Raw genomic sequence first — 17,596 nt, forward strand, 5'->3', positions numbered from 1 at the left:
AATGACATACCGATCGGTCGGTCCCTAGGGGTGTGCAACGGTCCTCTCCGCCTGTTCCACCAGGCGCGCCAGCTCCACCCGGGAGCGGACGCCGAGGGCCGCGAAGACGTTGCGCAGGTGGTAGTCGACGGTCCGGGTGCTGACGGACAGGCACAGGGCCACCTCGCGGTTGGTGAGGCCCTGGGCGACTCCGCGGGCGATGCGCAGCTGCTGCGGGGTCAGCCGGGCCAGCCCGTCCGGCAGACCCGCCCTCGCCGCCGCCGACGCCCCGCCCGTCCCGGCCACCCCGTTCGCCCGGAGTTCCGCCGCCGCCTGCTGGACCCACGGACGTGCGCCGCAGCGCTCGAAACCCAGCAGGGCGGCCTGCAGACGGTGGCGTGCCTCGCGCAGACGGCGGCGTCTGCGCAGCCACTTGCCGTACAGCAGCTCGGTACGGGCCCGTTCGAATACGCCTGCGGCTTCCTCGTGCCGCCGCAACGCCTGCCGGTACAGCGGGTCGGCGGCGTCGGGCGGAGCCAGCAGCGCCCGGCAGCGCAGCAGTTGGGCGGGGGCTTGCGGGTCGGCGTCGCAGGCCGCCCAGCGGGCGAGGTCCTCGACCGCGCCCTGGGCCCGGTCCGGCAGGCCGGCGAGCGCGCACGCCTCCACGTAGCAGGGGACGGCGAGCATCCAGACGGCGAAGTGACCGCGTTCCCGGCCGGGCCGCACCAGCGGGCGGAGCCGTTCGGCGGCCTCCCGCGGCCGGCCGTGGCCCAGGTCGGCGCGGGCGGTCGCCCACTCGCTCAGGGCGGCGGCCTGGGCCAGCCCGTGCCGGCGCGCGGTGGCCAGGGCGTCCGTCGCATGCTCGGCGACGGTGGCGGCCTCGCCCTCGATCGACGCCGCCAGGGCCAGCACGGCGTGGTGGTGGGCGGCCGTGTTGGTCTGCCCGGTGCGGTAGGCGCTGCGCAGCCCCTCCTCGGCATGGGTACGGGCCAGCGCGTGCCGGCCGGCCCTCAGTTCGCTGTAGGCCAGGTACTCCAGGGCGCGCGCCTCGTGCACGGCGTACCGGTGCGTGCGGGCCGCCGCGAGCGCCCGCGCGCCGGCCCGCCGGGCGGCTTCGACGTCACCGAGCAGCAGCCCCGCCGAGGCCGCCCGCAGCAGGCGCTCGCAGTCGTCCGCGGAGCCCGGCGGCCGTCCGGGGTCGTCCGCCGCCCCCGGGGCCGGCTCGGGGTCGTGGGCCCGTCCCGCCCGGTCCGCCACTCGGCGCAGCGGCGCGGCGGCCTGGTCGAAGCGGCCCTCCAGGACGGCGCGCAGGCCCGCGCGGTGGTCGCGCAGGACGGCGGACGGTGCGGCAGCGCCGGCCGGCCGGGGCGGAAGGCCCGGGTCGGTTCCGGGTGGCTGGTCCGGGAGGCGAGGGTCGGTTCCGGGTGGCTGGTCCGGGAGGGCCGGGTGCGCGCCGGACCCGGGGCGGCCGTGGGCCGGGTCCCCCGCCAGCGCGCGCAGGCACGCCGTGCGGTCGCCCGCCGACCACGCGGCGTCCGCGGCGGCCAGTGCGGCCTCGGCGGACCGCTCGGGATCGTGCGGGGCGAACAGCGCGGCGGCGAGCAGCAGGGTCTCGCAGGCATCGTCGACCGGGCCGTCCCAGCGCAGCACGGTCCCGCGCAGCAGCTCGGCACGCGCGCGTACCGCCGGGGACGCCGGACGGCCGCGGGCCGCGTCGAGCAGTCGCAGCGCCCTGGCCGGCTGCCCGGCCAGCAGGGCCTGTTCGGCGGCGGCCGTGTACCGGCCGGCCTGCTCGGCGCCGTCGGCCGTGAGTTCGGCGGCGCGTGCGTGGGCGAGGCAGCGCAGTGCGGGCGCGGCCGCCGACGAAGGGTCGGCCGCGGCGGCCGTGAGATCGGCCGCGAACGGCGCGGCGGGGGCGGTGAGGGCCCATGACCGGTGGAGCAGCGCCGGGAGGCCCCGCCCGTCGGGCAGCGCCCGGGCCAGCGCCTCGTGCGCGGCGCGTCGCCGCCCGGCCGACGCGGCGGCGTACACCGTGCGGCACAGCAGCGCGCTGCGGAAGCCGAGCCGGCCGTCGAAGGCGTGGAGCGCTTCGGGCAGCGGGGCGGCACACGGCAGGAGTCGGCCGTCGTCGGCGCCCTGCGGACCGGGGGCGTGGCACGGCCCGGGCCCGTCGGCGGCGGCCGGCCCGTCCGGCGGTGCGGCACCGCACGGCGGGACAGGGCCCGCACCGCCCCGGCCCCCGCGGGCGGGAGGACCGCCGTCGGGTGCCGACGGCTGCTGCGGGGCGTGCCGGGACCCGTGACCGGCGAGATACGCCGTCGCCCGCCGCACGAGCTCGGCCTCGGCGGTCGGCTCCTGCGACGCGTGGACCGCCGCGGCGGTCACGAGCAGCAGGTCCCGGTGTCCGCGGAGCGAGGCGGCGAGGCGACCGCCGGCCAGCGCGGTGAGCGTCCCGGCGTCGGCCAGGGGACGCGGCAGCGGCGCCCGGCCGCCGCGCTGGTCCGGGGTCAGGCGGTGCAGCAGGCCGAGCAGGAGTCCGGGGTTGCCCTCCGCGGCGGCCGTGATCTCCTCCCGCACCCGGGGGTCGAGCGCTCCCCCGGCCGCCTCGTCCAGCAGGGACGCCGCGTCCGGCGCTGCCAGGGGGGCCGGCCGCAGCAGCGGCAGGCCGGTGAACTCGGGGTCGACGGGCCGGTGTCCGGCGACGCTGAGCAGGAGGGCGAGCCTGCCTCCGCCGGGCAGGCGGGCGGCGAGCCGGCCGAGGGCGGCGCGGGAGGCTGCGTCCCACCGGTCGGCGTCGTCGACGCAGAGGAGGAGGGTCCCGGGTGCGGCCGTGGCCTCCAGCGCGCCGATGAGGTCACCCACCGGGCCGGCGGCGCACGCGGCGGGCGCCCCGGCCGCCCGGCACAGGGCGCGCAGGGCGGCCAGCGGCTGCCGGAACCGCGCGCCGCGGCCCGGCACGCTCACGACGGGCCCGGCCGTGTACGCGCGGGCGGCGGCGGCCAGGAAGGCGGAGCGGCCGCCACCGGGCTCGGCGGTCACGACGCAGGCCCCGCCGCCGCGCAGCCGGTCCACCAGCGCCGCCGCCTCGTGCCGTCGCCCCGGCCGGTACCGGGGCGCGGCGGGTCCCAGGGGGGTCCGTCCCGTCATTCCCGCGACGTTACTGAGGCGTCAGACAGCGCGGAAGCTGTCCGTCCGGGCCGCCGCACGGCTGAACGGCCCGGTCACCTGCGGGTTCGGCTCAGGTCCGGGCGGCACGGCCTGTGGCAGGGCACAACGTGCCGGCCGGCACGCGGTGCACGGGCACAACGCCGGCGGCGACCGCCGCCACGGGCGGTCGCCGCCGGGTCACGGACGCGCGGGCACCGGGGCCGCGGACGGTCCGGGTGGTGCGAGGACCGCGATCGCGCCGTCGGCCGGCTCCGTGTGCGGGCGGGCCGTCAGGAGGTGTGCGGGCAGTTGCCCCGGTACTCCTCGATGGTCAGGCCCGGTCGCGGCAGGGGGCAGAGGAACTGCTCGTAGCGGGTGTCGTCGTCGATGAACCGCTTCAACCACGCGACGCTGTACTTCGCGATCGTGGTGTTCGAGGTGTTGGGCGTGAAGTGGGTGGCGCCGTTCAGCTCCAGGTACGCGCGGTCGAGGGAGCCGGGCAGGGTGTTGTAGAACGGCTCGGCGTGGCTCGCGACGGGGGCGATCGTGTCGCCGTCGGCGCCGAAGATCAGCGTGGGGGTCTTGATCTCGGGCCAGGTCTTGTCGAGGTTCCACGGTGTCAGCGGGATCGCCGCCTGCAGCGAGGGACGCGCCTTCGCGGCCTCCAGACTGCCGCCGCCGCCCATGGAGTGGCCCATGACGCCGAGGCGGGTGGAGTCGATGCGGCCGCGGACGGAGCTGCTGCGGGTCAGGTAGTCGAGGGCGGCGAGCAACTGCGCCCCGCGGGAGTCGGGTTGGTCCAGCGTGCTGAGCGTGTCGATGGTGAGGACGACGAATCCCTGGGACGCCAGCCGCGGGCCGAGCCAGGAGATGGAGGACTGGGTGCCGGTGTAGCCGGGTGAGACGGCCACGGCCCCGAAGGTGCCGTCGGCGGTGCTGGTCGGGTAGTAGACGGTGCCTCCGCCGAATCCGGTGACGGAGAGCCGGGAGACGGTCGTCTCGGAGACGGCGTACGGGCCGCGGGCCGCCTCGATGCTCGATTCGGTCGGCGCCGGACCGCGCTCGTAGGGGTTGTCGGCGCCGTGGGCCGTGGGCCCGCCGAGCAGGGTCAGGCCGACGACGGCGCCGACCGTCGCGGCGAGGGCCGCCGGCCGCCCGGTACGGCGGCCGGGGCGGGCCGGGGACGGGCGGTGGGCCGGGTGGCGGGCCGGTGCCGTGGTGCTGGTGCGCGGGTGCTGCACGACGAGTCGTCCTCTCGGTCGTGGCGGGCCGCCCGTCGGGATCCGGGGACACGCACAGGCGTGCCGCGGCCGAAGGGCGCCGCCGTGGGGATGGCGGTGCCACTGTCGGGGCTCGCCGGTCCGGACCGGACCGGCGATGTCACCGGTCTTGTCGGGACGCTCGCGGGACGATCCGGCCGGCCAGGCCTCCCGGCGCGTGCCGGAGACGTCCGGCCGGCCGGGGGGCGGCGCGGGCCGTGCGCAGCCGGAGGCATGGCGTGTTTCCGCACCGGTACGATCCGTGGTCTTGGCGGAATCCCGCCCTCCGGGACACCATGCCCCGCATGAAGGGTGATCTTTTCTCCAGTCAGCACGTGGTGCAGCCGGCCGTGGCGCCGGGGATGTCCGTCGAGAACGCCAAGTGCATCAGGTACGCGGTCGACGGCGAGATGTACGCCCGCCAGGGCGCGATGGTCGCCTACCGCGGCAGCCTCGCCTTCGAGCGCAAGGGGCAGGGCGTCGGCGGCATGCTGAAGCGTGCGGTCACCGGTGAGGGTCTGCCCCTCATGGCGGTGCGCGGGCAGGGCGAGGCCTGGTTCGCGCACGAGGCGCAGAACTGCTTCATCGTCGAGGTCGAGCCCGGCGACCGGTTCACCGTCAACGGCCGCAACGTCCTGTGCTTCGACGCCTCGCTGTCGTACGAGATCAAGACGGTGAAGGGGTCGGGGATCGCCGGCGGCGGCCTGTTCAACAGCGTGTTCAGCGGGCAGGGCCGGCTCGGCCTGATCTGCGAGGGCAACCCGCTGGTCATCCCGGTGACCGCGCAGGCGCCGGTGTACGTCGACACGGACGCGGTGGTGGGCTGGACCGCGGACCTGCAGACCTCGCTGCACCGCTCGCAGTCCATCGGCTCGATGCTGCGCGGCGGTTCCGGTGAGGCGGTGCAGTTGATGCTGCAGGGCGAGGGGTTCGTGGTGGTGCGCCCGAGCGAGGTCACGCCCCAGAAGGCCCAGCAGCACTGAACGGGGGCGGAGCGGTGGCCCGGCGACGCGAAGTGATCCACGTCGCACGGGCAACCCCGGCCGCCGTACCGGCGTCTTGATCGGCGACAGACCGAGCCCCGGCCGGCAGGCCGGGGCATGTTTCCGAGCAGCTATACACGGCGGGTATACGCTCCGTGTATAGAAGGGTACGCATGTACGGCAAGGCTTTCGCCCCGGAATACCAGGGCGCCCTGAACTCCCTGTCCGTCAACTCCTCGCTGATCGATGTGCTGGCCGAGGCCACCGAGCGGCTGCGCGAGGCGGAGCGGGCCGGACAGCCCGGCGAGGCGGCGCGCTGCGGGCTCGCGGTCGCCGAGGCGCACCGGCGGCTCGGCCACGTACGGGACGCCGACCGGGCCTGGAAGGCCAGCTACCGCGCAGCCCGCGAGGCCGGCGACACCGCCGCGATGGCCTGGGCCCTGTGGAGCGGCGGCACCCTGGCCCGGCAGCGCGGGGCGTTCCCGCTGGCCTGGCGGCTGCTGAAGCTCGCGGCCGACCTCGGCGAGCGCGGCGGGGACGTCGTCGTCCGCGGCTACTCGCTGGCCGGCCTCGCGGAGACCGGCCGCATCCAGGGCGACTACGCGGCGGTCGGCCGGCTGCACGAGCAGCTGCTGGCCGAGGCCCGCAAGCGGGGCGAGGCCCGGCACACGGTGTGGGCACTGGAGGGCATCGCCCAGATGCACCGCAACACCGGCGACCACGACACGGCGTACGCCCTGTTCGCGGAGGCGGCCCGGATAGCCGAAGGGGCCGACGACCGGCGCGGGCACGCCTGGGCGCTGCGCGGACTCGCGGACGTGCTCTCGGTGCGCGACGGCGACACCGGGCGCGCGCTGGAGCTGCTGTCGCAGGCGGAGGCCACCTGCCGGGAGATGAACCTCTCCAGCGCGCTCGCCTACAACCACAAGATGCAGGGCAACGTCCTCTACCGCGCCGGACGCTACGCCGAGGCCCGGGACCGGTACCGGCTGGCGCTGGCGGAGTTCAGGACCATGAGCGAGCCGCGCGGCGAGGCGCTGTCCCGGCTGGGCCTGGCCAAGTCCCTCGCCCGGCTCGGCCGCGACCGCGCCGAGACGGCCGCCGAACTCGCCGACCTGGCCCGGACGCTGGAGCGCAGCGGACTGCGGCACGCGCGGGAGATGGTGGCCCGGGCGCAGCGGGAGTTCGGCCTCGACGCGGAGGCCGTGCGGTGACGGCCCCACTCGCCTCGCCGGTCCAGGACTCGGCCCGGCACATCCTCACCCGCTGCCGGGACCTGGTGCGGCCCGCCCTGGAGGAAGCGGTGGGACGGCTGCATCCCTGGGTGGCCGAGATGGCCGCGTACTCCTTCGGCTGGTGCGAGGTCGGCGGGGCGCCCGCCACGGCCCCCGGCGGCAAGGGGGTACGGCAGGCGCTCGCGGTGCTGGGCGCCGAGGCGGCGGGCGGCGACGGGCGGGCCGGCGTCCCGGCGGCAGTCGCGGTGGAGCTGGTGCACGCCTTCTCCCTGCTGCACGACGACATCATGGACGGCGACCCGATGCGGCGCCGCCGCCCCGCGGTGTGGCGGGCGTACGGCACGGGCCCGGCCGTCCTGGCCGGGGACGGCCTGTTCGCGCTGGCGGTGGACACCCTCGCCGCGGCGCCCGAGGGCCCCGGCGCGGTGCGGCTGCTCTCGGCGGCCCTCGCCGACCTGGTGCGCGGGCAGGCCGACGACCTGCTGTTCGCCGAACGCCCCTGGACCGGGCCACAACGGGTGACGCCCGAGGAGTACCGGACGATGGCCGAGGGCAAGACCGGCGCGCTGCTGGGCTGTGCCGTCGCGCTGGGCGCCGCGCTCGCCGGGGCGCCCCCGGCCACGGTCGGCGCCCTGGACCGGGCCGGGCGGCATCTCGGGGTCGCCTTCCAGCTGGTGGACGACGTGCTCGGCGTGTGGGGCGATCCGGCCGTCACCGGCAAGCCCGTGGGCGGCGACCTGCGGGAGCGGAAGAAGACGCACCTGCCGGCGCTGCTCGGCTCCCCCGGGCGCGAGAAGGACGCCGCGGCGCTGATCGAGGCGGCGGGGGGCCGGACGGCGGCCCTGGCCGAGGCCCGCGCCCACACGGCCGCCGCGCGGGCGCTGCTCGCCGGCGCCCCGCTGGCCGGCGGGGCCGCCGGGGATCTGTCCCGGCTGCTGGACTTCCTGGCCGGCCGCGAGCTGTAGCCGTGATCCGCGATGCGTTGACCCCTGGCGCCCCGGCGGGTGAAGGTGCCGGGGGCGCGGTTCCCGACCCGCGCCGGAAGGGTGAACCACCTTGATCGGCATCTCGGACATCGAAGCCGCCGCACGGCGGATCGCCGGACACGTCGTACGGACGCCGACGGTACCGAGCCCCGGCCTGGGTGCGCTGCTCGGCGTGCCCGTCACCGCCAAGCTCGAACTGCTCCAGCGCACCGGCTCGTTCAAGGCCCGCGGGGCCACCGCGAAACTGCTGTCGCTGAGCGAGGCCGAGCGGGCGGCCGGTGCGGTCGCGGTCAGCGGCGGCAACCACGGCGTCGCGCTGGCGGTGATGGCGGCGGCCCTCGATGTGAAGGCGACCGTCGTGATGCCGCGCACCGCGCCCGCGCGGTCCCTCGCGCTCGCCCGGGACGCCGGGGCGTCGGTGCGGATCACCGACGGCATGGACAGCGCCTTCCGGCTGGTGACGCGGCTGCGGGACGAGGGGCTGACCCTGGTGCACCCGTTCGACGACCCGGTGGTGATCGCCGGACAGGGCACCGTGGGGCTGGAGCTGGCCGAGGACGCCGGGGAGCTGACGGACGTCGTCGTCAGCGTCGGCGGCGGCGGACTGATCGCCGGCATCGCGGCGGCCCTGCGCGCCCGGCGGCCGGGCGTGCGGGTGTGGGGCGTGGAGACGGAGGGCGCCGAGGCGATGTCCGGGGCGCTCAGGGCCGGCGGTCCGGTGCCGGTGCCATTGTCCTCCCTGGTCACCACGCTCAGCGCACCGTCGGTGTCACGGCTGACGTACGACCACGCGGCCGCGCTCGTCGAGGAGGTCCTCGTCGTGCCGGACCGGGACGCCGTGCAGGGCTGCCTGGAGCTCGCCGACCACGCCAAGGTGTGGGCGGAGCCGGCCGCGGGCTGTCTGCTGCCGGCCGCCCGGCGGGTGGCGGCACGGGTCGGCGACGGCTGCCGGCTCGGACTCGTGGTGTGCGGGGGCAACACGACGCCTCAGGAGATCATCGGCTGGGCCGAGCGCTTCGGACTGCTGTGAACCAGGACCGCGCCCCTCGCTCGCCTTCGGTTGCCCGCAGCTCGACGGCCGGTCGAGTCGATCGTCCGCGCCTCGCGGGCGAGGGCGGAACGGCCCGGCACGTCCCGAAGAGGGCGAAGCCGGGCTTTCAGGGATGCACGCGGATGAACGCGGCCCAGCTGCTGGCGCCGGGGACGTTCCCGCGGGCGTTCCGCATCCCGCGGGGCCGAGCCCGCGCGCCGGCCGTTTTCCGTCGGCCGAGCCGGGGACTCGCCCCCCATGGTGCGAATCGGATACACGATGATGACCGAGCAGGCCGGTCCCCGGGACCTGGTGGACCACGTCGTACAGGCGGAGGAGGCCGGGTTCGACTTCTCGGTGACCTCGGACCACTACTTCCCGTGGCTGCGCTCGCAGGGACACTCCTCGTACGCGTGGAGCGTGCTGGGCGCCGCCGCTCAGGCCACCTCGCGGATCCCGCTGATGACCTACGTCACCTGCCCCATCCTGCGCTACCACCCGGCGGTCGTGGCGCAGAAGGCGGCGACGGTGCAGCTGCTGTCGCAGGGCAGGTTCCGGCTGGGGCTGGGCGCCGGCGAGAACCTGAACGAGCATGTGGTGGGCGGCGGCTGGCCGCCGGTGGACGTGCGCCACGAGATGCTGGAGGAGGCGGTGCAGATCATCCGGGCGCTGTTCGAGGGCGGCCACGTCACCCACCACGGGCAGCACTACGACGTGGAGTCGGCCCGGCTGTGGGACCTGCCGGAGGAGGCGCCGCCGATCGGCATCGCCGTCTCCGGCGAGCAGTCCTGCAAGCTGGCGGGGCGCCTGGCGGACCTGGTCGTGGCGACCGAGCCCAAGGCCGGGCTGCTGGAGGCGTTCGACCGGCACGGCGGCACCGGCAAGCCCCGCGTCGGCCAGCTCCCGGTGTGCTACGACCCCGACCGGAACACGGCCGTCGAGCGCGCCCACGCCCAGTTCCGCTGGTTCGGCCTGGGCTGGAAGGTCAACGCCGAGCTGCCGCATCCCGACGCCTTCGAGGCCGCGACGCAGTTCGTGACCCCCGACGACGTCGCCTCCGCCATCCCGTGCGGCGACGACCCGGACGCGTTCGTGGAGGCGGTGCGGCCGTACGCGGAGGCCGGGTTCGACGAGATCGCCCTGGTGCAGATCGGCGGTGACACCCAGCCGGAGTTCCTGGACTGGTCGGCGAAGACGCTGCTGCCGGCCCTGCGGGAGGCGTTCGGGTGACGCGGGCCGGCGGGCGGGGACCGCGGAAATCAGTCACGCGGGTGAGCATCACCCCCTGAGCGGGGGTATGAGGGGGCTCTACGCCGATCATTGCCGGAGGCCCCCGCGTGAACCCGTTCGTGCACAAGACCCTGGTGGTGCAGCTGCTCTCCCACGGCACCGGACGGTGTCCGGTGCTGGCCCACCTCGGCTACGACGCCGGCGACCCGTTCGCCGTCACCGCCGTCTTCGCCCACGACGGGCATGTGCTGGCCACCTGGCGGCTGGACCGCGAGATGCTCGCCGCGGGCCTCGCCGGGCCGGTCGGCATCGGGGACGTGCGGATGCGGCCGGAGGCCACCGGCCCGTGGCACGAGCTGCGGATGGAGTTCCTCGGGGACGTCCGCCCGGACGGAAGCCGGCACCGCGCGGTGGTGTTCGCCTGGGCGCCCGCGATCGCCGCGTTCCTGCGCGAGACCCACCGCGTCGTCCCGCCGGGGCGGGAACGCGTCCCGGTGGACGAGGTGCTGGCGGAGATCCTCTCCGCGGCTGAGTAGCCGTACTCATGCCGGTCCCCGGTCCCGCGGCCACGATGGGCTCCTACGACGCCTCGGGCAAGGAGCCCCGCCGTGACCGTGACCGCACCGCGTTCCCTCCCGTTCCGCACGCCGCGCCGCGTGCCGCCCGTCCTGTTCGCCGGCGTTGCGGCCGTGGGGCTGGCGGTGTCGGCGTGGGGCGCACGCGACCGCGCCACCTGGTTCCTGGAGACGGTGTGGGCGCTGGCCGGCCTGCCCGTGGCGGTGCTGGCTCGGCGGCGCTTCCCGTTGACGGGGCTGCTGTGCGGGCTGCTGACCGTGCACGCGCTGGTCCTCGCGGTCGGCGGTCACTACACCTATGCGCAGGTCCCGGCGGGCGACTGGGTGCGCGACGCCTTCGGCCTGGAGCGCAACCCCTACGACCGCTTCGGGCATCTGATGCAGGGTTTCGTACCGGCCGTGCTGGTGCGGGAACTGCTCGTCCGCACCTCGCCGTTGCGCGGCAGCCGCTGGCTCGCGCCGCTCACGGTGTGCGCCTGTCTGGCCTTCAGCGCCTGCTTCGAGCTGCTGGAGTGGCTCGCGGCCGAGATCGCCGGGCACGGCGCCGACGCGTTCCTCGCGACCCAGGGCGATGTGTGGGACACCCAGTGGGACATGTGCTGCGCGCTGGCCGGGGCGGTGCTGTCCCTGCTGCTGCTCAGCCGGGTGCACGACCGTCAGCTGCGCGCGCTCGGCGGCGCGGCCGCGGCTCGCGGCGGTCAGTAGGACCCGCTGCGGTCGCCCGAGCGGGACGAGTGCTTGCGGCGGGCCCACAGGGGCAGCCCGTACCAGCAGACCAGGTACCAGGTGACGACGGCCGAGACCAGGTACGGGACGTAGCCGTCGTGCGTGGCCACCCGCAGGATCAGCAGCAGCGACGACGTCATCGTCGCCAGCAGCAGGACCAGGCCGACGAACGTCAGCCGGGAGGCCAGCCGCACCGCCTGCGGCTTGACCCGGCGGCCGGACACCAGGCGGTGCAGGGAGACCGGTCCTATGAGCGCGCCGGTCGCGCAGGCGCCCAGGACGACGGTGACGATGTAGATCGCCTTGTCGACGTCGGCGAGCTGCGCGTACTTCGGCTGGAAGACGACCGTCAGCAGGAAGCCGAACAGGATCTGCACACCTGTCTGCGCGACGCGGACCTCTTGGATGAGCTCGCCCCACATCCGGTCGGCACGCTCCTCCTCGGTCTCGTTGCGTCCTCTGCGCCGTGCTTCCTCCGTCATGCGGAGCGTGTAACCCCGGCGCCGTTCCTTCAAACGGCCCAGGTCCCGGCCTCTACCAGCGGTGCTCGACCTGGTCCCGGATCCGGCGGTCGTACAGCTCGCGGACCGCGGTGACGGTCTCCTCGGGCAGCGGCGGCAGTGTGGCCGCGGCTGCGTTGGCGCGGGCCTGCTCCGGGTTGCGGGCGCCGGGGATCACGGTGGTCACGCCCTCCTGCTCGATGATCCAGCGCAGCGCCAACTGCGCGGGCGTGTACCCCTGCGGGGCGAGCGCCGCGAACTCGGCGGCGGCACGGACGCCGGAGTCGTAGTCGACGCCGGAGAACGTCTCGCCCTGGTCGAAGGCCTCGCCGTGCCGGTTGAAGGTGCGGTGGTCGTCGGCCGCGAACACCGTGTCCCGGGTGTACTTGCCGGACAGCAGCCCGGAGGCCAGCGGCACGCGCGCGATGACGCCGACGCCGGCCTCGCGGGCTGCGGGCAGCACCTCGCGGAGGGGTTTCATGCGGAACGGGTTGAGGATGATCTGCACGCTGGCCACGTTGGGCCGGGCGATCGCGGTGAGCGCCTGGGCGCAGGTCTCCACGCTCACCCCGTACGCGGCGATGCGCTCCTCCTCGACCAGGGTGTCCAGGGCGTCGAAGACCGCGTCCGAGGAGTACACCGGGGTCGGCGGGCAGTGCAGCTGGACCAGGTCGACACGGTCGACGCCGAGGTTGCGGCGCGAGCGGTCGTTCCAGGCGCGGAAGTTGTCCAGGACGTAGTTCTCGGGGATCTGCTCGGCGCGGCGGCCCATCTTGGTGGCCACCAGCACGTGCAGGTCGGGTCGTGCGCGCAGGAACGAGGCGATGGTCTCCTCGCTGCGCCCGTCGCCGTACACGTCGGCGGTGTCGAAGAAGGTGACCCCGGACTCGGCCGCCGCCTCCAGCACGGCGAGGGCCTCCTTGTCGTCCACGTGGCCCCAGTCGGCGCCGAGCTGCCAGGTGCCGAGGCCGACCACCGATGCCCACTGCCCCGACCTACGGAATGCGCGTTCGTCCATGGCGCCCAGTCTGTCACCCGGCACGGCGTCCCGCGGACCCGTGCGGCGCGGTGGGCGGGTCAGCCCCGGCGGGCGGTGGACCGGGCGTGCAGGGCGCGGGCCGCGCGGGGGCCCAGCCAGCGCTTGAGCCGGCGCAGCGCCTCCAGCCGCCCGGCCGCCTTGTCCAGGCCGTAGTACAGCTGCGGCGGGACGTACGGCAGCAGGGGCGAGTGGCGCTGGCCGAGCAGGGCGAACATCCGGTGCGGGGGCAGGTGGATGTAGCGGGGCAGGTTCTCGTACCACTGGGCGCTGTAGCGGGCCGCGCTCTGCACGGACAGCAGTTCGGCCTGTCGCCGGCGCTCATAGGCGGCGAGGGCCTCGGGCAGGGCGGCGTGCTCCCGCAGGGCGCCGGCCAGGCACACGGCGTCCTCCAGGGCGAGGGTGGTGCCGGCGCCGATGGAGTAGTGGGTGGTGTGGGCCGCGTCACCGAGCAGGACGAGGTTGCCGCGGTGCCAGGTGCGGTTGGTGAGGGTGCGGAAGTTCTGCCAGGAGGCGCCGGAGCGGGCGACGAGCGGGTGGCCGTCGAGGACGCCGGCGAACAGCTTCTGCAGCAGGACGAGCCCTTCGGCCGGGTCCGCGCGGTCGAGTCCGAGGCCGGTGAAGGTCTCCGGGGGGCATTCCACGACGCAGGTGCTGTGGTCGTCGCTGTAGCCGTAGCCGTAGGCCCAGATCCAGCCGTGGTCGGTCTCGGTGAAGGCGAAGGTGAAGGCGTCGAAGACCTTGGTGGTGCCGAGCCAGATGTAGTGGTTGCGGCCCGAGGTCGTCCGGGTGCCGAACTCGTCGGCACGGCGGGTGCGCAGGGCGCTGTGCACGCCGTCGGCCGCGACGACCAGGTCCGCGCCGGCGGGCGGCTCCGTCAGCTCGCTCTCGAACTCCAGGCGTACGCCGAGGGCGCGGGCCCGGCCGGCGAGCAGCTCCAGCAGCCGGTGCCGGCCGATGCCGAAGCCCTGGTCGCCGCGGTGACGGGTCGCCACGTCCCGCACCACGGCGATGCCGTCGCTCCAGCGCAGGGAGTGGGCCTCGATCGCCTGCGCCGATTCCGGGTCGTACGTCTGGAGCCGGTCGAGGAGACCGCGCCAGTACGTCACGCCCCAGCCGTACGTGGAGCCCTCGGGGTTGCGTTCGTGGACGGTGATGTCGTGGGACGGGTTCTGCCGCTTGAGCAGGATGGCGAGGTACAGGCCCCCGGGCCCGCCTCCGACAACGACGACCTTCACGCGCACACCCCTGACAGTCACCGAACGTGGCCGAACGGAACCGGAGGGTAGCAGGAAGGCGGTCCGCTCGATCGCGTCGGCTTGGCGCGGTGAGCCGCGTCACCCGGACGGACGGCGCCCGGGAAGGATCACCGGAAGTCCGGGCGGCCCGTCGGGCGGCGGGCACCACCACGGACACGGCGGCGCCTGCGCGGTGTTCGTCGACGGCGTGCGGCTGCAGGTGATGCGGAACGCCGACGGCAGCTGGATCAGCGCCGTCAGCCGCTACGACCCGGTGCCCACCCCGCGCGCTCCCGCCCGTGCCGCGGTGGACGAGCTGCAGGGCGCGCCGCTGCTGCCGTTCCCCGCCAACCGGCCGCCACAGCACAGGAATTCCGCGGCACCGCGCACCATGACCGTTCATGACGGACACCGACGAAGGCGAGCGGACCGGCCGCCGCTCCCCTCGTTCCTGCCCTGGCAGCGCAGGTTCCCGCTCGACTTCGAACGACGTACGACACCGCACAACCGCGTCCGCGTCCGGGTCGGCGGGCGCATGTCTCCCCCGACCACCCGGTGTTCTGGCTGCACGGCACCCGGACGCGGGCTACGCGCCCTCGGGCGGCACCGCGGACGACGCCTGATCAGTCCTCGGTGCCACGGCACTCGGGGTGGCCCCAGCCCTGCGCGTTCTTGGCGATCTTCTCGCCGGCCGCGTAGGACCGGCCGCACGGGCAGCGGCCGGGGAACTTCGCCTTGATGGTGCGCGCCCCACCGGCGCCGCCGGTGCGGCGGGGCGTCTTCCGGCGCGCCGCGCCGGCCGGCGCCGGGGTGTCGGGAGACGGCGGGGGCTCCGGCGAGCCGAGCGCGCTGCCGGCCGGTTCCTGGGCGGAGGCCGCCCGGCTGGCCGCGCGGTCGGCGAAGTCGTTCAGCGGGTCGCCGTCGACCTGGTGGGCGGGCACGTAGCGGAACCGGACGGAACGGCCGTCGAGCAGTTCGTCGATGCGGACCACCAGGTCCTGGTTGGCGACGGGCTTGCCGGCGGCGGTCCTCCAGCCGTTGCGCTTCCAGCCGGGCAGCCAGGTGGTGACGGCCTTCATCGCGTACTGGGAGTCCATCCGGATCTCCAGCGGCACGTCCGGGTCCACGGCCGTGAGCAGCCGTTCCAGGGCCGTCAGTTCAGCGACGTTGTTGGTGGCCCTGCCGAGCGGGCCCGCCGCCCAGCGGGCGGGGGTCCGCTCGTCGTCGTCGGAGACCACCCACGCCCATCCGGCCGGTCCGGGGTTTCCCTTCGAAGCCCCGTCGCACGCGGCCACCACACGTTCACGCATGCGTCCGATCATGCCATGGCCGTGCGCGCCGGCCGTCCGGGCGGGTCACACGTCTCTGATCTTCGGCTTCTCCCCCTCGGTGGTGGTGATGTCGATCACCGAGAAGCTGGCGCCCTGAGGGTCGCTCAGCGCGGCGAACCGGCCGAACGGGCTGCTCATCGGACCGAAGCGGAGGACGCCGCCGAGCTCGCCGGCCCGGGCGACGGCCGCGTCGCAGTCGTCGACGGTGAAGTAGACGTTGATGTACGACGGCATCTCGGGCGGGAAGTCGTCGGTCATCCGCATCCTGCCGAGAACGGTGTCCTCCCCGATGTCGAACATCCGGAAGTCCACCGCTTCGTCCTCGATCTCCTTCATACGGTAGGGGAAGACGGCGGAGAGGAAGGCGTCCGTCCGCTCCGGCTCGCGGGTGAAGACCTCGGCCCAGCAGTAGGCGCCCGGCGTGGCCGTGGCCTCGAAGCCCTCGTGGACGCCCGCCTGCCACACGCCGAACACGGCCCCGCCGGGTTCCCGCGCCAGGCACATGGTGCCGAAGTCACCGACCTGCATCGGCTCCATCAGCACCTCGCCGCCGTGCCGCCGGACCTTCTCCGCGGTGGCGGCGGCGTCCGGCGACGCCAGGTACAGGCACCACTGCGACTGGCCTTCCTGGCCGGGCATGGGCGGGACGACGGCGGCCACCGCCTTGCCGTCCGCGTAGGCCTGCGTGTAATTGCCGTACTGCGACGACGTCTCGCCGAAGGTCCAGCCCAGGACGCCGCCGTAGAAGCGCTTCGCTCCCTCGACGTCGCTGAACATCGCATCGGCCCAACAGGGGGTTCCCTCGGGTTGCACGGCCATGATCGCGGCCCTCCTGGTGTGGTGTGTCCCGCTTGTTCACGCTAGCCACACGGTGTCGGGGCCGCGCGCCGAACCGGAGGGGCACCGCTCGGCGGCCGGCCCGGCGCCGCCCGCGCGTGCGGCGCTACGCGCCGTCGTACGCCTTGTCCAGCGCGGCCGCGTCCAGCTTGTCCATGGTCATCATGGCCTGCACGGCACGCCCGGCCCTCCCGGGGTCGGGGTCGGCGATCATGTCGATCAGCCGGGCGTAGACCACCTGCCAGGAGACGCCGTACCTGTCCTTGAGCCACCCGCAGCGTCCGCCCTCGCCGCCGTTCTCGGTGAGCTTCGTCCAGTAGTGGTCGATCTCCTGCTGGTCGGAGCAGAGGATCTGGAAGGAGATCGCCTCGTTGAACGTGAACTGGGGGCCGCCATTGAGCGCGACGAACTTCTGGCCGTTCGCCGTGAACTCCACCGTCAGCACGGAGCCGGCCGGGCCGGGCCCGGACTCGGGGGAGCGGACGACGCGGCCGACGCCGGAGTCGTCGAAGACCGACGCGTAGTAGTGCGCGGCCTCCTCCGCCTGGCCGTCGAACCAGAGACACGTGGTGAATCCGTCGGTGGTCATGAGTACCTCCTGGGGGGACCCGGGCAGGGAACGGGGGACGAGGACGTATGTATGGACCGCTGCCGCGTCCCGTACTCATCGGCCGTGCCGCCGGAAAATGCGTACGGCCGAGGACGGCCCCCGCCGCCCGGACCCCGACCTCCCGCGCACCCGGTGTTCCGCCGAGCCGCCCGGTGCGGGCCGGCAGCATGCCGGGCGTCCGGCTGTCCGGCCCGCCGCCGGCCGGACCGGGAGGCCGGCCGGGTCGCCGGCGCCTGGGCGCGGCCGATGCGCGGGCCCGCTGTGAGCGGCTCGGCGTCGTGGGGGGCGACCGAGCGCGGCGATGCCCCGCGAGCCGGGCCGCGCCCGCCCCGGCCGGTGATCGGCGTCCGCCTCGGCCGGCTCCCGGCGGCCGAGCCGCCCGAGGAGGTGCCGGACCGGCTCGACCCGCAGAGCCGCGCCAGGACGCCGGGTGCCCGGCAGTCCACCCGGCCGGCCGGACACGGTCGGGTACGCCCTGGCGGACTCCCCCGTCCGCACCCCACGGCGACCCGATCCGCACGCCCGATCCGCACGCCAGGCACTGAGCGGGTTCGGCGGGGGCTGCCGCTTCGCGGCCGTGGCGAACCGGATCCGGGTGTGTCACCGACGGCTCCGGCGGGAGGAGGCGCCGGACCGGCTCGACCCGCAGGTCCGGGAGCGGACCACGGCCCTGGCGCGGCCGGGCCCGTGGCCGCGCCAGGACGCCGGGTGCCCCGCAGTCCATCCGGCCGGCCGGACACGGTCGGGTACGCCCTGGCGGACTCCCCCGTCCGCACCCCACGGCGACCCGATCCGCACGCCGGGCACTGAGCGGGGTCCGGCGGGGGCTGCCGCTTCGCGGCCGTGACGGAACCGGATCCGGGTGTGTCCGGCGGACGGGGCCGCGCGGCCGGG

15 protein-coding genes and 1 pseudogene are annotated in these 17,596 nt (G+C 75.4%); 8 read left to right on the top strand and 8 right to left on the bottom strand.

Translation table 11 applies throughout. The features are described 5' to 3' along the window. Positions 1 to 24: 24 nt before the first annotated feature. Positions 25 to 3,126, bottom strand: a complete 3,102-nt coding sequence (locus tag ABZ261_RS18110) for a LuxR C-terminal-related transcriptional regulator (protein ID WP_356860222.1) — start codon at positions 3,124 to 3,126, stop codon at positions 25 to 27. A gap of 290 nt (positions 3,127 to 3,416) precedes the next feature. Beyond that, the gene (locus ABZ261_RS18115; protein WP_356860224.1) at positions 3,417 to 4,367 is read right to left on the bottom strand and encodes a dienelactone hydrolase family protein; all 951 of its coding nucleotides are present in this window, start codon (positions 4,365 to 4,367) and stop codon (positions 3,417 to 3,419) included. Positions 4,368 to 4,690: 323 nt separating this feature from the next. Between ABZ261_RS18115 and ABZ261_RS18120 the strand changes: the two genes are divergently transcribed. The 7 genes from ABZ261_RS18120 (at position 4,691) to ABZ261_RS18150 (ending at position 11,129) form a co-directional block, all read left to right on the top strand. Next, positions 4,691 to 5,368, top strand: a complete 678-nt coding sequence (locus tag ABZ261_RS18120) for an AIM24 family protein (protein ID WP_356860226.1) — start codon at positions 4,691 to 4,693, stop codon at positions 5,366 to 5,368. Positions 5,369 to 5,541: 173 nt separating this feature from the next. Beyond that, complete coding sequence (locus ABZ261_RS18125) at positions 5,542 to 6,582, top strand: tetratricopeptide repeat protein (protein ID WP_356860228.1); 1,041 nt, start codon at positions 5,542 to 5,544, stop codon at positions 6,580 to 6,582. After that, positions 6,579 to 7,568 (top strand): polyprenyl synthetase family protein, encoded by a 990-nt coding sequence (locus ABZ261_RS18130; protein WP_356860230.1) that lies wholly within the window; start codon positions 6,579 to 6,581, stop codon positions 7,566 to 7,568. The genes ABZ261_RS18125 and ABZ261_RS18130 overlap by 4 nt, the downstream gene beginning before the upstream one ends. A 91-nt stretch (positions 7,569 to 7,659) precedes the next feature. Then, complete coding sequence (locus tag ABZ261_RS18135) at positions 7,660 to 8,619, top strand: pyridoxal-phosphate dependent enzyme (protein WP_356860232.1); 960 nt, start codon at positions 7,660 to 7,662, stop codon at positions 8,617 to 8,619. A 258-nt stretch (positions 8,620 to 8,877) separates the two neighbouring features. Beyond that, positions 8,878 to 9,849 carry an LLM class F420-dependent oxidoreductase gene (locus ABZ261_RS18140; protein WP_356860234.1) on the top strand — a complete coding sequence of 324 codons (972 nt, stop codon included), beginning with the start codon at positions 8,878 to 8,880 and terminating at the stop codon, positions 9,847 to 9,849. A gap of 107 nt (positions 9,850 to 9,956) precedes the next feature. Further along, entirely contained in the window at positions 9,957 to 10,385 is a 429-nt protein-coding gene (locus ABZ261_RS18145; protein ID WP_356860236.1) for an SsgA family sporulation/cell division regulator, read from the top strand. 120 nt (positions 10,386 to 10,505) lie between these two features. Continuing rightward, a complete protein-coding gene (locus ABZ261_RS18150) occupies positions 10,506 to 11,129 on the top strand; it encodes a DUF2238 domain-containing protein (protein ID WP_356860352.1) in 624 nt (207 codons plus the stop codon). On the opposite strand, the gene ABZ261_RS18155 is transcribed toward ABZ261_RS18150, so the two are convergent. From ABZ261_RS18155 to ABZ261_RS18165, 3 genes are read right to left on the bottom strand one after another with little or no spacing between them, the layout of a single operon-like run. Further along, a complete protein-coding gene (locus ABZ261_RS18155; protein WP_356860238.1) occupies positions 11,123 to 11,632 on the bottom strand; it encodes a DUF6328 family protein in 510 nt (169 codons plus the stop codon). The genes ABZ261_RS18150 and ABZ261_RS18155 overlap by 7 nt on opposite strands. Before the next feature lie 52 nt (positions 11,633 to 11,684). Next, positions 11,685 to 12,668, bottom strand: a complete 984-nt coding sequence (locus ABZ261_RS18160) for an aldo/keto reductase (RefSeq protein WP_356860240.1) — start codon at positions 12,666 to 12,668, stop codon at positions 11,685 to 11,687. Positions 12,669 to 12,727: 59 nt separating this feature from the next. Beyond that, entirely contained in the window at positions 12,728 to 13,930 is a 1,203-nt protein-coding gene (locus tag ABZ261_RS18165; protein WP_356860242.1) for an FAD-dependent monooxygenase, read from the bottom strand. A 4-nt stretch (positions 13,931 to 13,934) separates the two neighbouring features. Between ABZ261_RS18165 and ABZ261_RS18170 the strand changes: the two are divergent. After that, positions 13,935 to 14,276, top strand: a pseudogene (locus ABZ261_RS18170) (tyrosinase family oxidase copper chaperone); the annotation flags it as partial. A gap of 271 nt (positions 14,277 to 14,547) precedes the next feature. On the opposite strand, the gene ABZ261_RS18175 reads toward ABZ261_RS18170, so the two are convergent. From ABZ261_RS18175 to ABZ261_RS18185, 3 genes are all read right to left on the bottom strand, one after another. Next, a complete protein-coding gene (locus tag ABZ261_RS18175; RefSeq protein ID WP_356860244.1) occupies positions 14,548 to 15,246 on the bottom strand; it encodes a ribonuclease H in 699 nt (232 codons plus the stop codon). Between the two features lie 33 nt (positions 15,247 to 15,279). Further along, positions 15,280 to 16,074, bottom strand: a complete 795-nt coding sequence (locus ABZ261_RS18180) for a VOC family protein (RefSeq protein ID WP_356860246.1) — start codon at positions 16,072 to 16,074, stop codon at positions 15,280 to 15,282. Positions 16,075 to 16,198: 124 nt separating this feature from the next. Then, positions 16,199 to 16,681 carry a VOC family protein gene (locus ABZ261_RS18185; RefSeq protein ID WP_356860248.1) on the bottom strand — a complete coding sequence of 161 codons (483 nt, stop codon included), beginning with the start codon at positions 16,679 to 16,681 and terminating at the stop codon, positions 16,199 to 16,201. Positions 16,682 to 17,596 lie beyond the last annotated feature (915 nt).

Origin of the sequence: Streptomyces sp. NPDC006193 (assembly GCF_040613915.1) — a bacterium.
Lineage (GTDB): Bacteria > Actinomycetota > Actinomycetes > Streptomycetales > Streptomycetaceae > Streptomyces.